The organism is Glutamicibacter nicotianae, assembly GCF_006539525.1.
Classification (GTDB): Bacteria; Actinomycetota; Actinomycetes; order Actinomycetales; family Micrococcaceae; genus Glutamicibacter; species Glutamicibacter nicotianae.
The window spans coordinates 24,250-41,586 of the sequence record NZ_BJNE01000017.1 but is presented as its reverse complement, the minus strand read 5'-3'; the positions used below and the strand labels follow the sequence as shown (position 1 = coordinate 41,586).

The window sequence follows — 17,337 nt, the reverse complement described above, 5'->3', positions numbered from 1 at the left end:
ATAAAGCACCACAAGACCTGAAAACGCTAAAACAGGGCCAGCAACTTCCTGGCCCGCTCATGCCACATGCCCGCGGCTACCGCGAGATGGCCTACGGCGAAGCCCATCCCGCCAGCCAGCCATGGCCACGCTAGAACTGCGCCGTAGGTTCCGGGCAGCGCGGCGACGAATCCAGCAGCCATCACCAGCAGGCCGGCTGCCACCAGGGCAATATGGGCCAGCTTCCAGCGGAACGGCAGCAGCAGCGCCAGCACAGCCAGCAGCGCGGCCGGAGCCGCAATCAGCCACGGTGCACCGCTGAATCCAGCCAGCCCCTGGTAGCTGGCATACCCGACAACAAGGATCAGCAGCACGGCAGCGCAGATGAGCCAGGCTGGCCCTGGCCTGGCCATGGAACCACGCATCATCAGCAGCGGGGTGAATACCTGTGCCCAGAGCAGCACGGTGACCGGGACGAAGTAGAGAGCGAGCGTTCCGCCACCGGCCACGCAGATGGCGGTCATGATCACCGCCCCTAGGATCTGGATGATGGTGCCGGCAATATTCGGAAGCCACAACGGCACGAGGCTGAGGATGGCCGGAATGAAGGCCAGCCAAAGCAGCTGCGAGCCGATCAGCAATTCAAGTTCCCCCAGGAAGCCGCTTGCTCCCCCGGCAACAAATCCGAAGCCTTGTCCCCCGACCAAGGCGGTCTGGGGCGGGGCGAAGAGCACCACCATCAGGGTGAGCAAGGCAAGCGCGAAGATTGGCCATGCCAGGATGCGGGTGAGGAAGTGCTTGCCGCTGCTGACTTCCAGGGCTTCGGGCTCATGGCGTTCGAATTTGCGCGCACGCGATGCAGGCTCGCCAAGCAGGCGAACCAGATCGCGTTTGCGGCGTCCGCCGCCCGGCAGGCGCAGTATCTCCTGCTTGGTGGTTTCAATGACCTCGTTGCGTTCTTCCAGCGACAGGAAGTCCAAGGCCCGGCGAAGTTGCTCCAAATAGTTGCGGGCGGCGCGCGGCAGGTAGGGCTTCATGCCATTTACTCTACGTGCTCCGAGCGCTTGGCCAGCGCAGGAAAAGGGGGCAACGCCAGTGGCGTTGCCCCCTCTTCGAGCAGCGTAGAGGTGCTCGAGCGCTACTTGCCTGCGCCGGCGGTGAGCCCGCCGACAATGTACTTCTGCAGGAACAGGAACAGCGCCATCACCGGGATTGCTGCCAGCACCGCGCCGGCGGCGAAGACCGACCAGTTGGAAGTGAACTCCTCCGAGACGTAGGAGTACAGGCCCACGGCCAGCGTCTGGTTCTCCGGGGAGACCAGGATGACGGAGGCGATGACGAAGTCCGAGGTGCTGGAGATGAAGGACAGCAGGCCGACAACTGCCAGGATCGGCGCCACCAGGCGCAGGATCATGGTGAAGAAGATGCGGGCGTGGCCGGCACCATCGATCTTCGCCGCTTCATCGATTTCCACTGGAACGGTGTTGAAGAAGCCGTACATCAGGTAGGTGTTCACTCCCAGTGCGCCGCCCAGGTACACCATGATCAAGGCGATCTGGCTGTCGATGCCCAACACCGGGAAGACATCTCCCAGCGAGGTGAGCAGGATGAAGATCGCCACCACTGCCAGCAGCTGCGGGAAGATCTGCACGATCAGCAGGCTGACCAGGCCCACGCGGCGCCCGGTGAAGCGCATCCGCGAGAAGCTGTAGGCGGCCAGCGCCCCGAGGAACACGGAGGCGGCGGCGGTGGTCAGGCCGATGAACAAGGTGTTCACGAACCAAGCACCGAAGGGACGCTGCTCGTTCTGGAACAGCTCCACATAGCTGTTGAAGCCGACGGTGGTGAAGAAGCCGTTGGAGGACAGCAGGGTGCCGTTGGGGTTCAGCGATGCCGAAAGCACATAGAGCAACGGGAACGCCGCATAGATGCACAGGGCTACGCCGATCAGGTGGCGCCAACCGGTGGTGGCGAACCATTTGCCAAAGCCTCGCCGCGGTGCCCGTTCCCTGGACGCGCGTGCCGCGGGACGGCCGGTGATTTGGGTGCTCATTAGTTCAGCTCCTCCAGTGCCTTTGTCTGCTTGAAACTGATAATCGAGATGATCGCGACGATCACGAAGATGATGATGGAGAAGGCGCTGGCCAGGCCGTAGTCGCGTTGCGAGCCGACGAAGGCCACCTTGTAGACCATGGAGATCAGGATGTCGGTGGATCCCACGTTCAATCCTGCATCCTGCAGGCGCGGCCCGCCTTCGGTGAGCATGTAGATCACGTTGAAGTTGTTGAAGTTGAACGCGAAGGAGCTAATCAGCAGCGGAGCTACCGAGACCAGCAGCAGCGGCAGCTTGATCAAGCGGAAGATCTGAAATGGCTTCGCCCCATCGAGGGTGGCCGCTTCGGAGAGCTCATCCGGAATGGACTGCAGCGCGCCGGTGCAGACCAGGAACATGTACGGGAAGCCGAGCCACAAGTTCACCCAGAGCACCGAGAACTTCGCCAGCCACGGGTCGGTCAGCCACGGGATCTGCGCCCCGCCCAGCAGCACCTGGTTGATGAAACCGAAGTCGCGGTTGAGCATGCCGGCCCAGACCAGGCCGCCCAGGAACGCCGGGAAGGCGTACGGGAGGATCGAGATGACACGGTAGATCTTCCGCCCCTTCATGCGCATGTCGTTGAAGACGATTGCGAGGAACAGGCCCAGGAAGAAGGTGGTTGCCACCGACAAGAAGGCGAAGGCGAATGTCCATACGGTGACGGAGAACAGGGCGTTGCGGATCGAGGAGTCGGTGACCGCGCGGGTGAAGTTGTCGAAGCCCACGTTGATGGACCAGCCGGGCATCAGCTGCGTGCCATCTTCGGCGGTGTACGCGCCGACGCCGGTGTCCTGGTACACCACGCCGGTCTTCTGATCGGTCATGGTGTCGGCGGCTTCGTCGTACTTCAGGGACGAGGTGTACTGGTATGCGGTGCGCCCGTCGCTGGTGCGCAGGGTGCCATCGGCAGGGTTCTCGCTGACCGGAACGGTCAGCGAGGTGACCTCCTGCTGGCGACCCAGCAGATCGCCGAAGGCCAATTCGGAGTAGTCCCCCAGGGCTGCAGGATCGACCGGGGCGAACGGCTTATCCGCGTCGCCGAGCATTTGCTGGCCATCGCGCTCGATGAGCATCGCCAGCCCGTCCTGCCCGTCGAGGATGGACACCGGGTAGCCAGCGCTTCCCTCGACGCGGTTCTGGTTGGACTGCAGCAGCGCGGTGATCGCATCGTCCTTGTCCGAGTTGTGTCCCGACCCGTAGTTGGTGAAGGCGATGTATCCCGTGTAGCCGATCACGAAGACCTGGAAGATCAGCAGGAAGATGGTGCCCGGCAGCAGGTACTTGGCCGGCAGCCAGCCGCGCTTGAAGTAGATCACGTTGATCAGCACGGTGATCACGGCGATCGCCGAGGCGATCACCCAGGCTTCGCGTCCCAGCGCGGTGAAAACCGCGAAGATGGCTGTCGCATCGACGATTGCCACCAGGATGATCTTGGCGAGCATGGCGCCAACGGAGGTGCTGGTGGCGTTGGCGAAGCGCCTGGCCGCCGGTGACAGCTTGGGCTTCCTCTCCTCGGTGCTTGATTGCGGCCCCTGGTGGGCAGTCTTTGTCATCTTCCAGATGTCCCTGTCGATCAAGTGCAGCTAATGCTGCTGGATTGCAGGCGCTGGGGCCAGAAGGATCGCCTTCCGTCCCCAGCGCCATCGGTGTGCCTGGTGGCAGGCGGTACTACTTGGAGATGGCCTTCTCGATGTCCGAGGTCATCTGCTTCCAGCGCTTGGCCGGATCAGCCTTGCCGGAGATGATCTCGGCCTCGGCCACACCCCAGAACTCCCATACGGCCGCCATTTCAGGGATGTTCGGCATCGGAACGCCGTTAGCGCCGACCTCGCCGAAGGAGGCGATGGTCTCATCGGACTTGGCAGCTTCGAAGGCCGCCTTGTTGGCTGGCGGTCGGTTGCCTACCTCGTACAGCTCGGTCTGAACTTCCTCGGTGCCGATGTAGTTGGTCAGGAATTCGGTTGCTGCCAGCAGGTTCTCGGTCTTCGAGGAAACGAAGAAGCCCTGGACTGCGACGAAAGGCTGGGCTGGTTCGCCACCAGCCGATGGAATCGGATCGATTTCCAGATTGATGCCAGCGTCTTCGACAGCGTCCACGTTCCATGGACCGGTCAGGAAGAATGGCGAGTCGCCGGAGACGAACTTCTCCTTGGCAATGTCCCCGTCGATGCTGGTCTTCAGGTTGCCTTCTTCGCCCTCTTCAGCCAGCCACTTGGCGAATTCGATGCCGCCTTCGTTGCCGATCTGCAGGTCGGCCGGATCGTAGGCGCCCTTTTCATCGGTGCCGAACACCGGTGCGCCGAAGGAGGTCTGGAATGGGTAGGCGTGGAATGGATCGCCAACGTCAGAGACCTGCACCAGGAATGGGAATTCGGTGTCGGCCTTCTCGCCGGCGGCGATCATCTCATCGAACGTCGCAGGGGCTTCGTCGACCAGATCCGCGTTGCGCAGCAGGGCCAGGTTCTCGGTGGCGTACGGAACGCCGTAGGTGTTGCCCTCGTAGCTCATCGCGGTCACTGCCACATCCTGGAACTCGCCGGCCTTGCCGCCCAGTTCAACCGGCTGGACTACGCCGTTGTTGACCAGGTTGCCCAGCCAGTCGTGGGCACCGATGGTGATGTCCGGCCCCTTGCCGGTTGGCACCTGGCGCAGGAAGTCTTCCTGGATCTTGGAGAAGTCTTTGATCACCAGGTCCACCTTGACACCGGACTGCTTCTCGAAGTCTGCGGCGGCTTCCTTCAGCACTGGTTCGCGGTTGGCATCGACCCAGACGGTCAGCTTGCCGCCGGAAGCGGCTGCCGGGGAGGATTCCGCGGCGGCCGGGCTCGAAGATGCTGCTGGTTCGCTGGTGACGGACCCGCCGCAAGCGGTGAGCGAGAGTGCGGCAATCGCCGTCAACGCTCCGCCAAGAAGCCAAGGGTGTTTGTTCACCTTCATGGGATGTCCTTTCGTGACAACTGTGTCATCAGGGACCGGGCTGGCCGCGATATCAGCTATGGCTACCGGTCGGGTCTTGAGTGGTGCGAGTAACACCATATTTGTAAGCGTTTACAGCGTGGCATAGATCATCAACTTTGACAAGAGTAGCCATAAAATCAGTTTTAATCACTCTTACGTGGAATTACGGCAACTCAGGAGGCGTAATCCGTAGTTCATAATTGCAAGCGTTTACATTCTGCGTTCGATCATTTATCGTTACCGTCATGACTTCAATTCGTTCAGCAGCTGATTTCCCTGTGCAGGCCGAAAACGCGCAGTGGTGGCGCTCCTCGGTGATCTACCAGATCTACCCGCGCTCCTTCGCCGATTCCAATGGCGATGGCATGGGCGACCTGCGCGGAATTACCCAACGCCTGGAAAGCATCGCGCAGCTTTCGGTCGACGCGATCTGGCTTTCGCCATTCTTCACTTCCCCGCAGAAGGACGCCGGATACGACGTCTCGAATTACTGCGACGTGGATCCGCTGTTCGGAACCCTGGAAGACTACGACGCGATGGTGGCCAGGGCCCATGAATTGGGTCTGAAGGTCATCATCGATCTGGTCCCGAACCACTGCTCGGACCAGCACCCATGGTTCCAGGAGGCGCTCCAGGCAGCTCCCGGCTCCCCCGAACGCGACCGCTTCATCTTCAAGGACACCCCGGAAACCGGACACCCGAACAACTGGGGTTCGGTCTTCGGCGGCCCGATGTGGACCGCAACCAGGAACCCGGATGGCAGCACCGGCCAGTCCTACCTGCACATCTTCGATTCCTCGCAGCCTGACTTCAACTGGCACAACGAGGAAGTCCGCGCGATGTTCCGCGACGTCCTGCGCTTCTGGCTGGATCGGGGCACCGACGGCTTCCGCGTCGACGTGGCCCACGGCTTGATCAAGGCCGAAGGCCTGCCCGACTTCACGCCGGACCCCATGGCAGCTTCGATGGGCGGCACCGAAGAACTGGCTCCGTGGTGGGGCCAGGACGGCGTGCATGAAATCTACCGCGACTGGCGCAAGGTCATGGACGAGTACGAGGGCGACCGCGTGCTCTGCGCCGAGGCATGGGTCAATCCCCTGTCGCTGATGGCGAAGTGGGTGCGCAACGACGAGATGCACCAGGCATTCAACTTCCCGTACCTCTCCTGCGATTTCGATGCCAAGCAGATCCGCAAGACCATCGACGAGTCCCTTCAGGAGTTCGGCAAGGTCGGAGCACCGAGCACCTGGGTGCTCTCCAACCACGACGTGGTGCGCCATGCGACCCGCCTGGCGCTGACCGATGAGAATCCGCAGGGCGAGGGCATTGGCCCGAACACCCCGAACCTGCCAGAGCCTGCCGTCGGATTGCGCCGCGCACGCGCTTCCAGCACGCTGATGCTGGCCCTGCCGGGCGGCGCCTACCTCTACCAGGGCGAGGAACTGGGCCTGCCGGAAGCCATCGACCTGCCCGATGATGCGCGCCAGGATCCGACCTGGTTCCGCACCAATGGCGAACGCTATGGCCGCGATGGCTGCCGCGTCCCCTTGCCATGGGAGAGCGGCAAGCCGGCATTCGGCTTCAGCTCGACCGGCGAAAGCTGGCTGCCGCAGCCAGCCGGCTGGGATTCCTACGCCCGCGATGCGCAGCTCGAAGACCAGTCCTCCACGCTGAACCTGTACCGCCGCCTGCTGCAGCTGCGCCAGGACCACGCGCTGGGCACCGGCACCCTTCAATGGATCGACGGCACCGAGGACGAGGTCCTGGCCTTCGCCAACGGCAACGTGCTGGTCGTGGCCAACTACGCCGCAACCCCCCTGCCATTGCCGGTGCAGGCGCACAGCGCCACCGAGCTGGTGCGCAGCCAAATGGAGCAGTCCGCGGAACCGGGAATGATCCCGGGCGAAACCGCCATCTGGTTCCAGCTGGCATAGGTAGCAATCAAGTTTCCGGCAGCAGCCGCACCGGGTAACGTTAGGCAGTAGCCGTGGCCATGGGAAAGAGATTTCCCCAGCCGCGGCTACTGGCATGAAGGAAGGACATGAAGTGGCCGGAATCAAGGACGTCGCGCAAGCCGCTGGCGTATCCATTGCCACCGTCTCTCGCGCGCTATCTGGGCGGGGTTCGGTCTCTGCGGCCGCGCAGGAGGCGGTGCAGCGTGCCGCCGCGGAACTGGGCTACGTGGTCTCTTCCTCCGCGTCCGGGCTGGCATCGGGCCGCACTCGCAATATCGGCGTGCTCGTGCCGGTAATCAACCACTGGTTCTATGCCTGCGTGCTGGAAGGCATCTCCAGCCGCCTGATGGACGAGGGCTATGACACCACCCTCTACCAGCTGACCAAGGACCGCACCCATCGCGAGAAGATCTTCTCCGATTTCCTGCTGCGCCAGCGGGTAGATGCGGTCATCGCGGTCAATGTCGAGTTGGCCGAGGACGAGGTCCAGGCGCTGCTGGCGGTTGACAAGCCCTTGGTTGGCGTGGGCGGCCCATTGCCCGGCGTGCCCACCCTGCATGTCAACGACGAAGCGATCTCGGCCCTCGCGACCGGGCACCTGGTTTCCCTGGGCCATGAACGCATCGGCTTCATCGGCGGAAACGAGGAAACCGATGTGGACTTCCTCGTGCCCACGCACCGCCGCACCGGCTATGAGCGGGCCCTGGCCGAGGCTGGGTTTGAAGTGGATGAGTCGCTGATTGTGAGCGCCGACTTCACCCTGCCCCAGGGCTACGCAGTGGCCAAGCAGCTGCTGGGCAACCCGGCGTCCCGGCCCACCGGAATCTTCGCGGCCAGTGACGAAATGGCCATCGGCGCCATCCTGGCCGCGCGCGATCTCGGATTGCAGCTTCCGCAGGATCTCTCGGTGGTCGGCGTGGACAACCATGACCTTGCCGAACTTTTCGGCTTGACCACCGTCGAGCAGCGACCGCATGAGCAGGGTCAGCTGGCGGTCGCGATGCTGCTGCGGGCAATCCGCGGAGAGGAACCGGCACAGGCCCACGAATTGGAGCATCGGCTGGTCGTGCGCTCATCTACCACCCGACCGGCCTAGCAGCCTGGACAGGGATTCACCAGCCCGCTGATTCCATTGGCTGCCATCGATATCGCCGATCGCCGAACACGCAAATGCCCGCGCCGGCACCGGATCGCTTGATCCAGTGCCCGCGCGGGCATCGCGCTGCTGTGGAATTAGTGCGCCACAGTCGAGTCGGCCTGTTCGCCCTCGACTTCTTCCAGATGCAGGTTGCGTCCGCGAGTCTCGCCCACCCAGAGCACGGCCGCCACGGAGATGACGGTCAGCACCATGATGTAGACGGCAATCGAGACCGAAGCGCCGGTGGTCTCCAGCAGGATCTGCGCCACGGTGGCAGCGAAGGCACCACCGAGGATAGCACCGAGCGCATAGCCGATGGAGATGCCCGAGTAGCGGATCTGTGCAGGGAACATTTCCGCGTACATTGCCGACTGCGGGCCATAGGACAAGCCCAGGCCAACGGTCAGCACGAAGATGGCGATGGTGTACAGCACGATGTTGCCGGTATCGACCAGCATGAACATCGGGATCATCCAGACGAAGACCAGCGCGTAGCCGATCACGAAGGTCGCGCGGCGCCCGATCTTATCCGAGAGCCAGCCGCCGACCAGGGTGAAGATCAGCCAGCCCACCGAACCAATGGTGGTGGCCAAGAGGATTGGCGCAACCGGCATTTCCAGCACCTTGGTGGTGTAGGAGATGAAGAACGCGATGACCAGGTAGCCGGCGGCGTTGTTCGAGATGAAGATCAGCGCAGCCTGCAGGACCTGCTTGGTGTGGCCGGTCATCAGTTCGCGCAACGGCGTGTGCTCGGCGGCCTTGCGCTGGGAGAGCTGCTTGAAGACCGGGGATTCCTCGACCGCACGGCGGATCATGTAGCCCACGAAGATCAGCGCAATGGAGAGCAGGAACGGAATGCGCCAGCCCCAGGCGATAAAGTCTTCCGGGCTCATGGCAACACGCAGGATGTACAGCAGGCCGGTAGCCAGGATCATGCCGATAGGCACACCGATCTGCGGGTAGGCGCCGAAGTAGCCGCGTCGGTGGTTCGGTGCATGCTCTACCGCCATCAAGGCGGCGCCGCCCCATTCGCCGCCGGCCGAGAAGCCCTGGATCACGCGCAGCAGCACGAGCAGGATTGGCGCGGCCACGCCGATGGATGCGTAGGTTGGCAGCAGGCCGATGGCAGCGGTGGCAATGCCCATGAGGATCAGGGTGAGCACCAGGATGCGCTTGCGTCCGTAGCGGTCGCCCAGGTGCCCGGCAACTACTGCGCCGAGCGGACGGAAGAAGAAGGAGATGCCGATCATTGCGAAGGAAAGGATCTGCGCGATGCCCGGGTTCGACTCGCCCAGGGGCTCGAGGAACAGCGGGGTCAGCAGCGTCGCGGTGAGCTGGGCGAAGATGAAGAAGTCGTACCACTCAATGGTGGTGCCCACGAGGGTGCCGGCAAGTACCCGGCGCTCCTCCTGGGTGCGAGAGACAGTCGATGACATGTGAAGACCTTTTGCGAGTTGTATACCGACCGTTCGGACGGTTATGTGTCGCACACCATCATAAGCGCAGAGTGAAGCGGATCACAAGATCTGCCCCAAACGTGACCCATGCAGGCAGGCACTTTGCGACCTGCCTCGCCAGCGAATTCGGTGTTCTAATAGAGAACGACTAAAATCGAAGATAGATCACGGACCTTCCTGGTCCCCAGGCTCACTAAGCAGGCCTCGACGACGTTCCCGCAACGCCGCAGGCCAGATTGAAGATCAATGCCTACTTCCCAGACGCTTTCGCGTGGAATCCGCGTCCTTGAAATCGTCGCCAATTCCCCGGTGAACCTATCCATCGCGGAAATCGCCGCGAAGCTGGAAGTCCACCGATCCATCGCCTACCGGATCATCCGCACCCTGGAACAGCATCACCTGCTCAACCGCGATGAGGCCGGCCATATCCGCTCGGCCTCCGGCCTGGCCGTGCTCGCCCGCTCGGTCCAGCGCGATCTGCAGGCGGCCGCCGCTCCCGAGCTCAACGCACTGGCCAACGAGCTGTCCATGACCACCTTCGTGGCCGTCTGGGAACATGACCTGTGCACCACCTTGCAGTCGGTCTCCCCGCTGAACTCCCAGCGCGCGATTGTCCACCGCCCGGGTTCGGTGCACGGCATGGACGTGGGAGCCGCCGGCATCGCAATCCAGTCGCGCTACACCAAGGCCGAGTGGGATGCGCTGGACACGGGCATCGAATACCGTGACGCTGCCACCCAGGCACGGGTTGACGGCTATGCCACCAGCGAGAATGAAGTCATCCAGGGCGTGAAGTCCATTGCCGTTCCGATCCAGCATTCGGGGCAAACCCCGGCGGCGCTGGCCGTGGTCTTCGCGACCAGCACGGCCGGCAACTACGAGCGCATGATCGAGGAGCTCAAGCACGCGGCGGCACGCATCAGCGACAAGCTCGCGCACTAGGAATTCCCGGCACAGAACGAAATCCCGTGGCACTGCACCTTGATGGCTGCAGTGCCACGGGATTCTGCTCATCCGGCCATGGCGGCCGGATGCACGGTTCTTGGCGTTCGCTCCCTAGCGGACGCGGGCAAGCGACGGAGACTTCGCGACGATGAGCTTCATTGCCACAGCGGCCAGGAAGATCACCAGCGCGCCACCGGTGGAGACCCAGAAGGCGCCGAGATAGCCCAGGGTTTCGGCAAAAACGCCGGCCAGTCCGTTGCCGATCGCGGTTCCCACCACGATGCCGGCAGAGAGCATGGTCATCACGGTGGACAGGCGCTGCGGTGGAGCGACTTCACCGCCCAGGGTCATGACCGTGACAATCACCGGCCCCACGGCAAAGCCTGCGATGAACAGGGCCAGCAGCATCAGCGGCACATTGCCGGCCACGTGCATCCCGAAGCTGAGCACCGTCAGTGCCGCGCCGCACAGGATCCAGCGGTTGATCTGCTTGAAGGATTGCGGCCACGCTGCCACGGAGACTGCAGCAATCGCACTGGAGAAGCCCATGGCGCCATAAAGCAGGCCACCGGAGTTGGAGTCGCCCTGCGCGCCGGCAAAGGCCAGGGTACCGGCTGCCGAGGACCCGAAGACCGTGCCCAGCGCCACCATGCCCAGGATCAGGGCTCCGATCGAGGCAACCTGCGCGCCGCTGATCGAGACCTTCGGCGCGTGTTCGGTATTCTCCACCGGCTTCACGGCATGGCCTGTACGATGCGAGGCGAAGACCGGCACCAGCACGAGGGTCAACAGCGCGGCGAGGTAGAGCGGCAGCACCGGATCCACCAAGGAGGCCAGCAGGCCGACGGCCACCGGGCCGAAGACGAAGCCCAGTTCATCGAACATCGATTCAAGGCTCAGGGCCGCCGACAGCACCTTGTGATTCTTTTTCTGCTGGCGGGTGATGGAGATCCAGCGGACACGGGACATCGGACCGACCTGCGGGCCGGTGGCACCGGTGGCAAGGCACAGGATTGCGAGCAGCGCCGCGGACATGTCGGGGCCGGAATTGCCGAAGAGGGTCAGGGCCACCAGGAGGATCGTGTGGATGACGGCGACAGTGGTCAAGACCGGGCGCTGGCCGACGCGGTCGGCCAGATAGCCGATACTGGGGCCGCCCACGGCGGATCCCAGGCCAACCATGGCCGCGGCCATGCCGCCCATGGCATAGGAGCCGGTGGTTGCGGTCACCAGGGTCATGGACCCGATGGTGAGCATCGCGAGCGGGAGACGTGCAAGGAAAGTGAGTGGCAGGAACGGTGCTCCCACCAAAGGAACTAACGCGGAGTATCCGGACATTTTCTCGGATTCCTCACTGTTTTCCTTCGACAAAGTATGCTGAGTCAACAAAACTCCATGACGAAGCGTGCGTCGTCCCACACCCCCCGACGCACAAATTTCCCAAACATGCCTGATGGCACTACTTTCAAGATAGCTACTGCCCCAAGGCAAGTCCAATCTATCCAGCCAAGATCACAGCGCCTTCGCATTCAATGGTGGAACCATGCTGGGTCTTGACCACCGATATCCGGTTGGTGATCCGCTGCTTCATCTCTGCAACGTGCGAGACCAGGCCGATGGTCCGGCCCCCTGCACGCAGGTTTTCCAAGGCCAGCATGACTTCTTCCAGCGTCTCGGCATCCAGCGAACCGAAGCCTTCGTCCACGAAGAGCGTCTGCATGTCCACGGCGCCGGAGTGGTGGGAAATGACGTCCGCCAAGCCCAAGGCCAACGCCAGCGAGGCCATGAAGGTCTCGCCCCCGGAAAGCGTCTGGGTCTCGCGGCGCTTGCCTGTCCATGAATCGAGCACCTGCAGCCCCAGCCCGGATTTGGCGTTGCCCTGCTTGGAATCATCATGGTGCAGCGAGTAGCGTCCGCCGGACATCACGTCCAGGCGCTGCGTCGCGGCGATGGCCACTTCCTCAAGGCGAGCTGCCAGCACATAGGTGCTCAGCGTCATCTTGTAGAGGTTCTCGCCCCCGCCGCGCACCACTTCTGCCAGGGAACGCAGCCGGCGATAGGCTTCGATGACCGGACCTGCCTCGGACCGCTGCCGTTCAAGGTCGCTGGTGGCCTGCTCATGGCGAGCCAGCTGGGTCTGTGCCAGGACTTCCTGTTCCCGTGCCGCCTCGAAGCGTTCTTCGGTTTGGGTTGCCAGCACCTGCGCTTGGGCAAGATCTTCCTCGCTGGGTGCGGCGATGCCTTGCCCCGCAAGTTCCTGGGCTTTGATACAGTCCTGGGATGCTTGGAGCGTGGCGATGGCGCTGGCCAAATCCGCATCCGCACGCTGCAATTGGCGCAGGCGATCGCGTTCGGCGCTTTCCAGCAGGGCCGCCTCGAAGGCAGCCAGGTTCTCGAAGCCGGAGGCGGTGCGCTGGCTGTTCCAGGTGGCTTCCGCTTTCCGCACGGCCTCGGCGGCGTCGATCAGGCGGCGCAGGTGCTGCACCGCGCTGGCCAGCCCATTGGACTTCTTCGCCAGTTCCTCCACCAGCTCAGCCAGGTTCTTCCTGCCTTGGCGCAGTTGCGCCAGCTTGGCATCCAGTTCAGCCAGCTGGGATTCCAGGGACTGGGCCTGCTGCTTGGCCGTCGCGTGCTCCAGTGCGGCTTGGTTGGCCCGCGCAGCGTGCTTTTCAGTACGCTGGCGCACCGCATCCAGCTTGGCCACGCGGGCGGCGATCTCTGCCTGCTGCCTGCGCAGCTGTTCCAGTAGTCCCTGGGCCGTGGCGAGTTCTGCCCGCAGGTCAATGACCGAGGCCTCGCCGGCCGCTTCCTGGGCGGTCTGGAACTTGGCCACCAGCATGTCGCGCGCTTGCGCGGCCTGCTGCCCGGCGGTGCGTGCCGCAGCCTCCTCGGCCTCCAGCTCCTGGATCTGCGCATCGTCGATCAGCAGGGCGTCGGCATCGGCTTGTGCCGGGGCGGGATGCTCCTGCGCACCGCAGACGAGGCAGGGTTGCCCGTCTTCCAGTGCGGCGGCCAAGCGCAGGGCGCTTTGGGCCAGCTGTTCGGTGCGCAAGTCGAGCAGGGACTTGGCGGCACCGGCAATGACCAGTTCCTGCGCGCTGGCCTTCTCACGGGCGGCCAGCGCCTTGCGTTCCAGCGCGTCGCGCTCGGTGGCGTGCTTGATCCTGGTCTCCAGCTCCAGGACGCGTGCCTTGGCCTGCTGGAGCTTTTCATTGGCGGCCACCAGGTCCAGGTCCCCGGCTTCCAGCGTCTCGCGTTCTGCCTTGAGCAGGCCCACCTCGGTTTCGGCCTGGGCCCGGGTCTTCTCATGCTCGGCAGCCAATTCGGCGGCCTTGCGCGCCTGGCCGGCGAGCAGATCGCGGCGCTGCTCATCTTCCAGGGCGGCCTTGGCTACCGCCAGTTCCTCGGCAGCCTGCTGGGCGGGCAGACGCAGCTGTTCCAGGCCGTCGGCATCGGCACCGGGCTCCAGCCCCGTCTCGGTTTCGAGCCACTGCTGGCTGCGCAGCCAGGACTCATTGGCCTGCTCCTGCGCCGCGGTCGCCTCATGGAGCTGATTCAAATAGGCGCGCACCGCCCCGGCCTTGGCATCGGCCTCCAACCGGGTGCCAGCGGCCACGGCAGCCTCATGCTTTTCAGCGTAGCCTGCCTGCATCCCCTGCAGCTCGGCCAGGCGAGCGAAAATCCGTCGCCGCTCTTCCAGTGCCTGCGACTGCTCGCGGGTGCGGGTCTTCTCAGTGCGCAGGGCGGCCGCTTCGTCGGCCGAGCGCTGGAGGATCACCGCGATCCGGCGGCGATAACCGGCGAACTGCTCGGCCTGCGCCGCATCCTCGCCCGCCTCCGCCTGGCCAGTGCCCTCGGCGCCGTCCAACTCAGTGCCGTCCAGCTCGTCGGCGGTTTCGCGGCCGGCCAGGAATGACCGGGCAGCTGAGTGGATGGCTTCCTCGCTGGCACTCAGGCGCGCTTCCACGCTTTCGGTGTGCTTGCGCGCTTCAGCAAGGCGGGCAGCGAATTCATCTTCGATCCGCGCATAGCCGCTGGTGTCGAAGAGATTCGCCAGCAGCTCTTCGCGGTCCTTGGCCTTGGCCCGCAGGAAGTCGGCGAAGCCGCCCTGCGGCAGCATGACCACCTTGGTGAACTGCTCGCGGTCCAGGCCCAGCAGGCTGCCCAGGATGTGGCCCACCTCGTCATTGCGGGTGGACAGTTCCTGCCAGCCGGCATCGGTGAATTCGCGCAGGAAGCTGGCGGCCTTCTGCTCGGTGGTCTTGTTCTTGCCGCGCTTGGAGGGGCGCATCCACGCCGGGGAACGGGTGGCCTCGAACCGCCGGTCGCCGATGGTCAGCTCGCAGACCACTTCCGGTGCCAGGCCCGCCGGGGCGTGGTCGGAGCGGATCTGCCGGCTGCCCGCCCGGCTTCCGGGCAGCGCGCCGTACAGGGCATAGCAGATCGCGTCCAGGATGCTGGACTTGCCGGCCCCGGTGGGGCCATCGAGCAGGAACAGCCCGCCGTCGGCCAGTTCATCGAAATTGATTTCTTCGGTGCCGGCGAAGGGACCGAAAGCCTGGATTTGGAGTCGGTGGATTCTCACTGGCTGACCTGTGCCTCTCGGGTGGCTTGGATGACTGAGTCGATGACTTCGCGTTCGGGGTCATCGGCGGCGCGTTCGCGGACGTGCTCCACGAAGTCCCGCACCACCTGCTCGGTGCTGGTTGCCTTGGCCATGCGCTCGGCATAGCTGGCCGGCTGCTCCTTTTCCCCGGTTCCTTCGGGAGCGAAGTTCAGCACCACGGTGTCGGGGAAACGGGTTCGGATCGTTGCCATCGCGTCGGCGGGGCGCTCGCTGTCGGTCAGCGTGACCTGGCACCAGGCCCCCACGGCGGACTCCAGGTCCGGGTCGGCCAGCAGCTCGGCGAGCTTGCCCTTGAGGATGGCCAATTTCTTCGGCACCGGCAGCAGGATTTCTTCGATGGACTCGATGCCCGAGGCGCTGGTCTCGATGAGCCATACGCCCTTGCGCTGGGTGGCCTCGGAGAAGGAGTAGGCCAGCGGCGAGCCCGAATAGCGCACATGCTCCTTGACCTTCTGCCGTCCGTGCAGGTGCCCCAGGGCCGAGTAGTCGAAGTGCTCGAACAGCTCGGCCGGCACCACGTCGAGGTTGCCGGTGCTCAATTCGCGTTCCGAGTCGCTGCCGATGCCGCCGGCGGCGAACAGGTGCGCCATAGCGATGGAAACGACCGGCTTCTGACCCGCCCGCAGCTGCTCCAGATGCTCGTCGATCTGCGCGATGGCCGCCTGCACCACCGCTTCATGGCTGGCCTTGGCGACGCCCAAACGTTCCATCACCATGCGCGGTTCCAGGTACGGGATGCCATAGATGGCCACCTGGTGGTCGCCGGCATCGCGCAGCACCGGCTGCAGCATGCGCTGGGTATCGGCGATGATGTGTACCCCGGCGGAATCCAGCAGATCGGCGCCGAAGCCCAGGCGGGAGGCCGAGTCGTGGTTGCCGCTGGTGATGACGATACTGGCCCCGGTGGCGCGCAGCTCGCGCAGCACCCAGTTGCACAGCTGGACGGCATCCACATGCGGCAGTGCCCGGTCATAGATGTCCCCGGAGATCAGCACCACGTCAACCTGCTGGTTGATGGTGATGTCGATGATTTCCTGCAGCACTGCCCGCTGCGCTTCGATCAGGGAGGCTCCGTGGAAGGTGCGGCCCAAATGCCAGTCCGAGGTATGAAGCAATCGCATGTGTCCAACCTTATGCAATGCCGCGGACAACTTGGACATTAGAATGGGGGTTGTGAATGAAACCGGTGAAACTGCACTCCTGCCAGAGAACTACTCAGACAAGGTGTTTGCGATCCTCCTCGGCCTGGCCGATGGCGCAACCCACGCCCGTGACGACATTGATCCCGGAGCCACCGAAATCCTCCCGCTCTACCTGGCCGACGGCCTGCTCGAAGCGCTGGAATGGGCCCATGACGGTGTAGCCAGCGACGAAGCGGCCTGCATGTGGCTTGCCGCCCTGCGCGGCTACCGCAAGATCACCGGTTCTTTCCCGGAGCGCACCCCGGAACCGCTGGGCCGCTGGATCGACAAGGAATTTTCCAACGTCGAGATCTTCGAGAAGATCCACGACGGAGATCCGCAGAACCTGGCCGGCCTGGACAGCCCCGACATGGGGCAGCCCGGGCGTCCAACCGGTGCCGGCGCCGACTCCACCGGCGTGCTGCCGCGCGCCGCGGCGACCGCGCTGCTGGCCCGGGTCCCGCTGGGCACCACCGAAACCCTGGCCCGTTCGGCGGCCTTCCTGACCCACGACGCCCAGGCGGCCAAGACCGCCGTGGCCGCGGCGAAGATCATCCGCTCGGCCATGGAACGCTCCGAGGCGTCTGCCGGCGAATGGGCCGCGCTGCTCGATGGCCTCGAAGGACCGTCGGCCGATGCGCTGCGCGAGGTCGCCACCAAGATCGGCGAGAACATCTCGTTGTCCGGACAGGAAGCCTATGACGCCTACTTCGGCGAGCAGGCAGCCGAGCCAGCCGGAGATTCGGACGTGGAGGCCGCCCCGGCGGCCGCCGCCGAGGAAGCAGCCGTGAGGGATCCCGAGGTGGATGCCTACGCTGTTGCGCTGCTGGCCGCCGTCTACGGCACCGAAGCTGTCGGCGAGCGCCCCGCTAGCGCGCTGGATGACATCATCTCCGAGCTGCATGACCGCTGGATGGCGCTGCTCGTCTAGGCGCCCGAAGGGGAGCATGACAAACCTCCGGCCGGCACAGAGCGATCTGTGCCGGCCGGAGGTTTCTTTTC

At 64.2% G+C, this 17,337-nt stretch carries 13 protein-coding genes; 5 read left to right on the top strand and 8 right to left on the bottom strand.

Annotated elements, in window-relative coordinates:
• Positions 1–26: 26 nt before the first annotated feature.
• The 3 genes from ANI01nite_RS14545 to ANI01nite_RS14535 all read right to left on the bottom strand — a co-directional run bounded on the left by ANI01nite_RS14545 (position 27) and on the right by ANI01nite_RS14535 (position 3,570).
• The gene (locus tag ANI01nite_RS14545; RefSeq protein ID WP_141358814.1) at positions 27–1,016 is read right to left on the bottom strand and encodes a DUF1700 domain-containing protein; all 990 of its coding nucleotides are present in this window, start codon (positions 1,014–1,016) and stop codon (positions 27–29) included.
• A 101-nt stretch (positions 1,017–1,117) separates the two neighbouring features.
• Entirely contained in the window at positions 1,118–2,032 is a 915-nt protein-coding gene (locus ANI01nite_RS14540; protein ID WP_141358812.1) for a sugar ABC transporter permease, read from the bottom strand.
• Positions 2,032–3,570, bottom strand: coding sequence for an ABC transporter permease subunit (locus tag ANI01nite_RS14535; protein WP_255314563.1), 1,539 nt, complete (start codon positions 3,568–3,570; stop codon positions 2,032–2,034). The genes ANI01nite_RS14540 and ANI01nite_RS14535 overlap by 1 nt, the downstream gene beginning before the upstream one ends.
• Between ANI01nite_RS14535 and ANI01nite_RS17060 the strand changes: the two genes are divergently transcribed.
• Positions 3,515–3,661, top strand: coding sequence for a hypothetical protein (locus ANI01nite_RS17060; RefSeq protein ID WP_255314564.1), 147 nt, complete (start codon positions 3,515–3,517; stop codon positions 3,659–3,661). The two genes, ANI01nite_RS14535 and ANI01nite_RS17060, sit on opposite strands and share 56 nt — an antisense overlap.
• Positions 3,662–3,742: 81 nt before the next feature.
• On the opposite strand, the gene ANI01nite_RS14530 is transcribed toward ANI01nite_RS17060, so the two are convergent.
• Positions 3,743–5,011, bottom strand: coding sequence for a sugar ABC transporter substrate-binding protein (locus ANI01nite_RS14530; protein ID WP_141358808.1), 1,269 nt, complete (start codon positions 5,009–5,011; stop codon positions 3,743–3,745).
• A 266-nt stretch (positions 5,012–5,277) separates the two neighbouring features.
• Between ANI01nite_RS14530 and ANI01nite_RS14525 the strand changes: the two genes are divergently transcribed.
• Both ANI01nite_RS14525 and ANI01nite_RS14520 read left to right on the top strand, forming a co-directional pair.
• On the top strand, positions 5,278–6,966 hold the full coding sequence (locus ANI01nite_RS14525; protein ID WP_141358806.1) for a glycoside hydrolase family 13 protein: 1,689 nt from the start codon (positions 5,278–5,280) through the stop codon (positions 6,964–6,966).
• 112 nt (positions 6,967–7,078) lie between these two features.
• The gene (locus ANI01nite_RS14520; protein ID WP_141358830.1) at positions 7,079–8,083 is read left to right on the top strand and encodes a LacI family DNA-binding transcriptional regulator; all 1,005 of its coding nucleotides are present in this window, start codon (positions 7,079–7,081) and stop codon (positions 8,081–8,083) included.
• 137 nt (positions 8,084–8,220) lie between these two features.
• Here the strand turns inward: ANI01nite_RS14520 and ANI01nite_RS14515 are convergent, their stop codons facing one another.
• Entirely contained in the window at positions 8,221–9,561 is a 1,341-nt protein-coding gene (locus tag ANI01nite_RS14515; RefSeq protein WP_073707616.1) for an MFS transporter, read from the bottom strand.
• A gap of 267 nt (positions 9,562–9,828) precedes the next feature.
• Here ANI01nite_RS14515 and ANI01nite_RS14510 point away from each other — a divergent pair, with 267 nt between their 5' ends.
• Positions 9,829–10,524, top strand: a complete 696-nt coding sequence (locus tag ANI01nite_RS14510) for an IclR family transcriptional regulator (RefSeq protein WP_066137671.1) — start codon at positions 9,829–9,831, stop codon at positions 10,522–10,524.
• Between the two features lie 114 nt (positions 10,525–10,638).
• Here the strand turns inward: ANI01nite_RS14510 and ANI01nite_RS14505 are convergent, their stop codons facing one another.
• The 3 genes from ANI01nite_RS14505 to ANI01nite_RS14495 form a co-directional block, all read right to left on the bottom strand.
• The gene (locus ANI01nite_RS14505) at positions 10,639–11,865 is read right to left on the bottom strand and encodes an MFS transporter (protein ID WP_255314561.1); all 1,227 of its coding nucleotides are present in this window, start codon (positions 11,863–11,865) and stop codon (positions 10,639–10,641) included.
• Between the two features lie 160 nt (positions 11,866–12,025).
• Positions 12,026–15,112, bottom strand: coding sequence for an AAA family ATPase (locus ANI01nite_RS14500; RefSeq protein ID WP_141358802.1), 3,087 nt, complete (start codon positions 15,110–15,112; stop codon positions 12,026–12,028).
• Complete coding sequence (locus tag ANI01nite_RS14495; protein ID WP_141358800.1) at positions 15,109–16,275, bottom strand: exonuclease SbcCD subunit D; 1,167 nt, start codon at positions 16,273–16,275, stop codon at positions 15,109–15,111. The genes ANI01nite_RS14500 and ANI01nite_RS14495 overlap by 4 nt, the downstream gene beginning before the upstream one ends.
• 52 nt (positions 16,276–16,327) lie before the next feature.
• On the opposite strand from ANI01nite_RS14495, the gene ANI01nite_RS14490 reads away from it, so the two are divergent.
• Entirely contained in the window at positions 16,328–17,266 is a 939-nt protein-coding gene (locus tag ANI01nite_RS14490; RefSeq protein WP_141358798.1) for a hypothetical protein, read from the top strand.
• Positions 17,267–17,337: the final 71 nt, after the last annotated feature.

Coding starts and splice junctions, on each gene's coding strand:
- ANI01nite_RS14525 (WP_141358806.1), top strand. CDS start 5,278: ATGACTTCAATTCGTTCAGCAGCTGATTTCCCTGTGCAGGCCGAAAAC.
- ANI01nite_RS14530 (WP_141358808.1), bottom strand. CDS start 5,011: ATGAAGGTGAACAAACACCCTTGGCTTCTTGGCGGAGCGTTGACGGCG.
- ANI01nite_RS14495 (WP_141358800.1), bottom strand. CDS start 16,275: ATGCGATTGCTTCATACCTCGGACTGGCATTTGGGCCGCACCTTCCAC.
- ANI01nite_RS14515 (WP_073707616.1), bottom strand. CDS start 9,561: ATGTCATCGACTGTCTCTCGCACCCAGGAGGAGCGCCGGGTACTTGCC.
- ANI01nite_RS14510 (WP_066137671.1), top strand. CDS start 9,829: ATGCCTACTTCCCAGACGCTTTCGCGTGGAATCCGCGTCCTTGAAATC.
- ANI01nite_RS17060 (WP_255314564.1), top strand. CDS start 3,515: ATGGCGCCAACGGAGGTGCTGGTGGCGTTGGCGAAGCGCCTGGCCGCC.
- ANI01nite_RS14545 (WP_141358814.1), bottom strand. CDS start 1,016: ATGAAGCCCTACCTGCCGCGCGCCGCCCGCAACTATTTGGAGCAACTT.
- ANI01nite_RS14505 (WP_255314561.1), bottom strand. CDS start 11,865: ATGTCCGGATACTCCGCGTTAGTTCCTTTGGTGGGAGCACCGTTCCTG.
- ANI01nite_RS14540 (WP_141358812.1), bottom strand. CDS start 2,032: ATGAGCACCCAAATCACCGGCCGTCCCGCGGCACGCGCGTCCAGGGAA.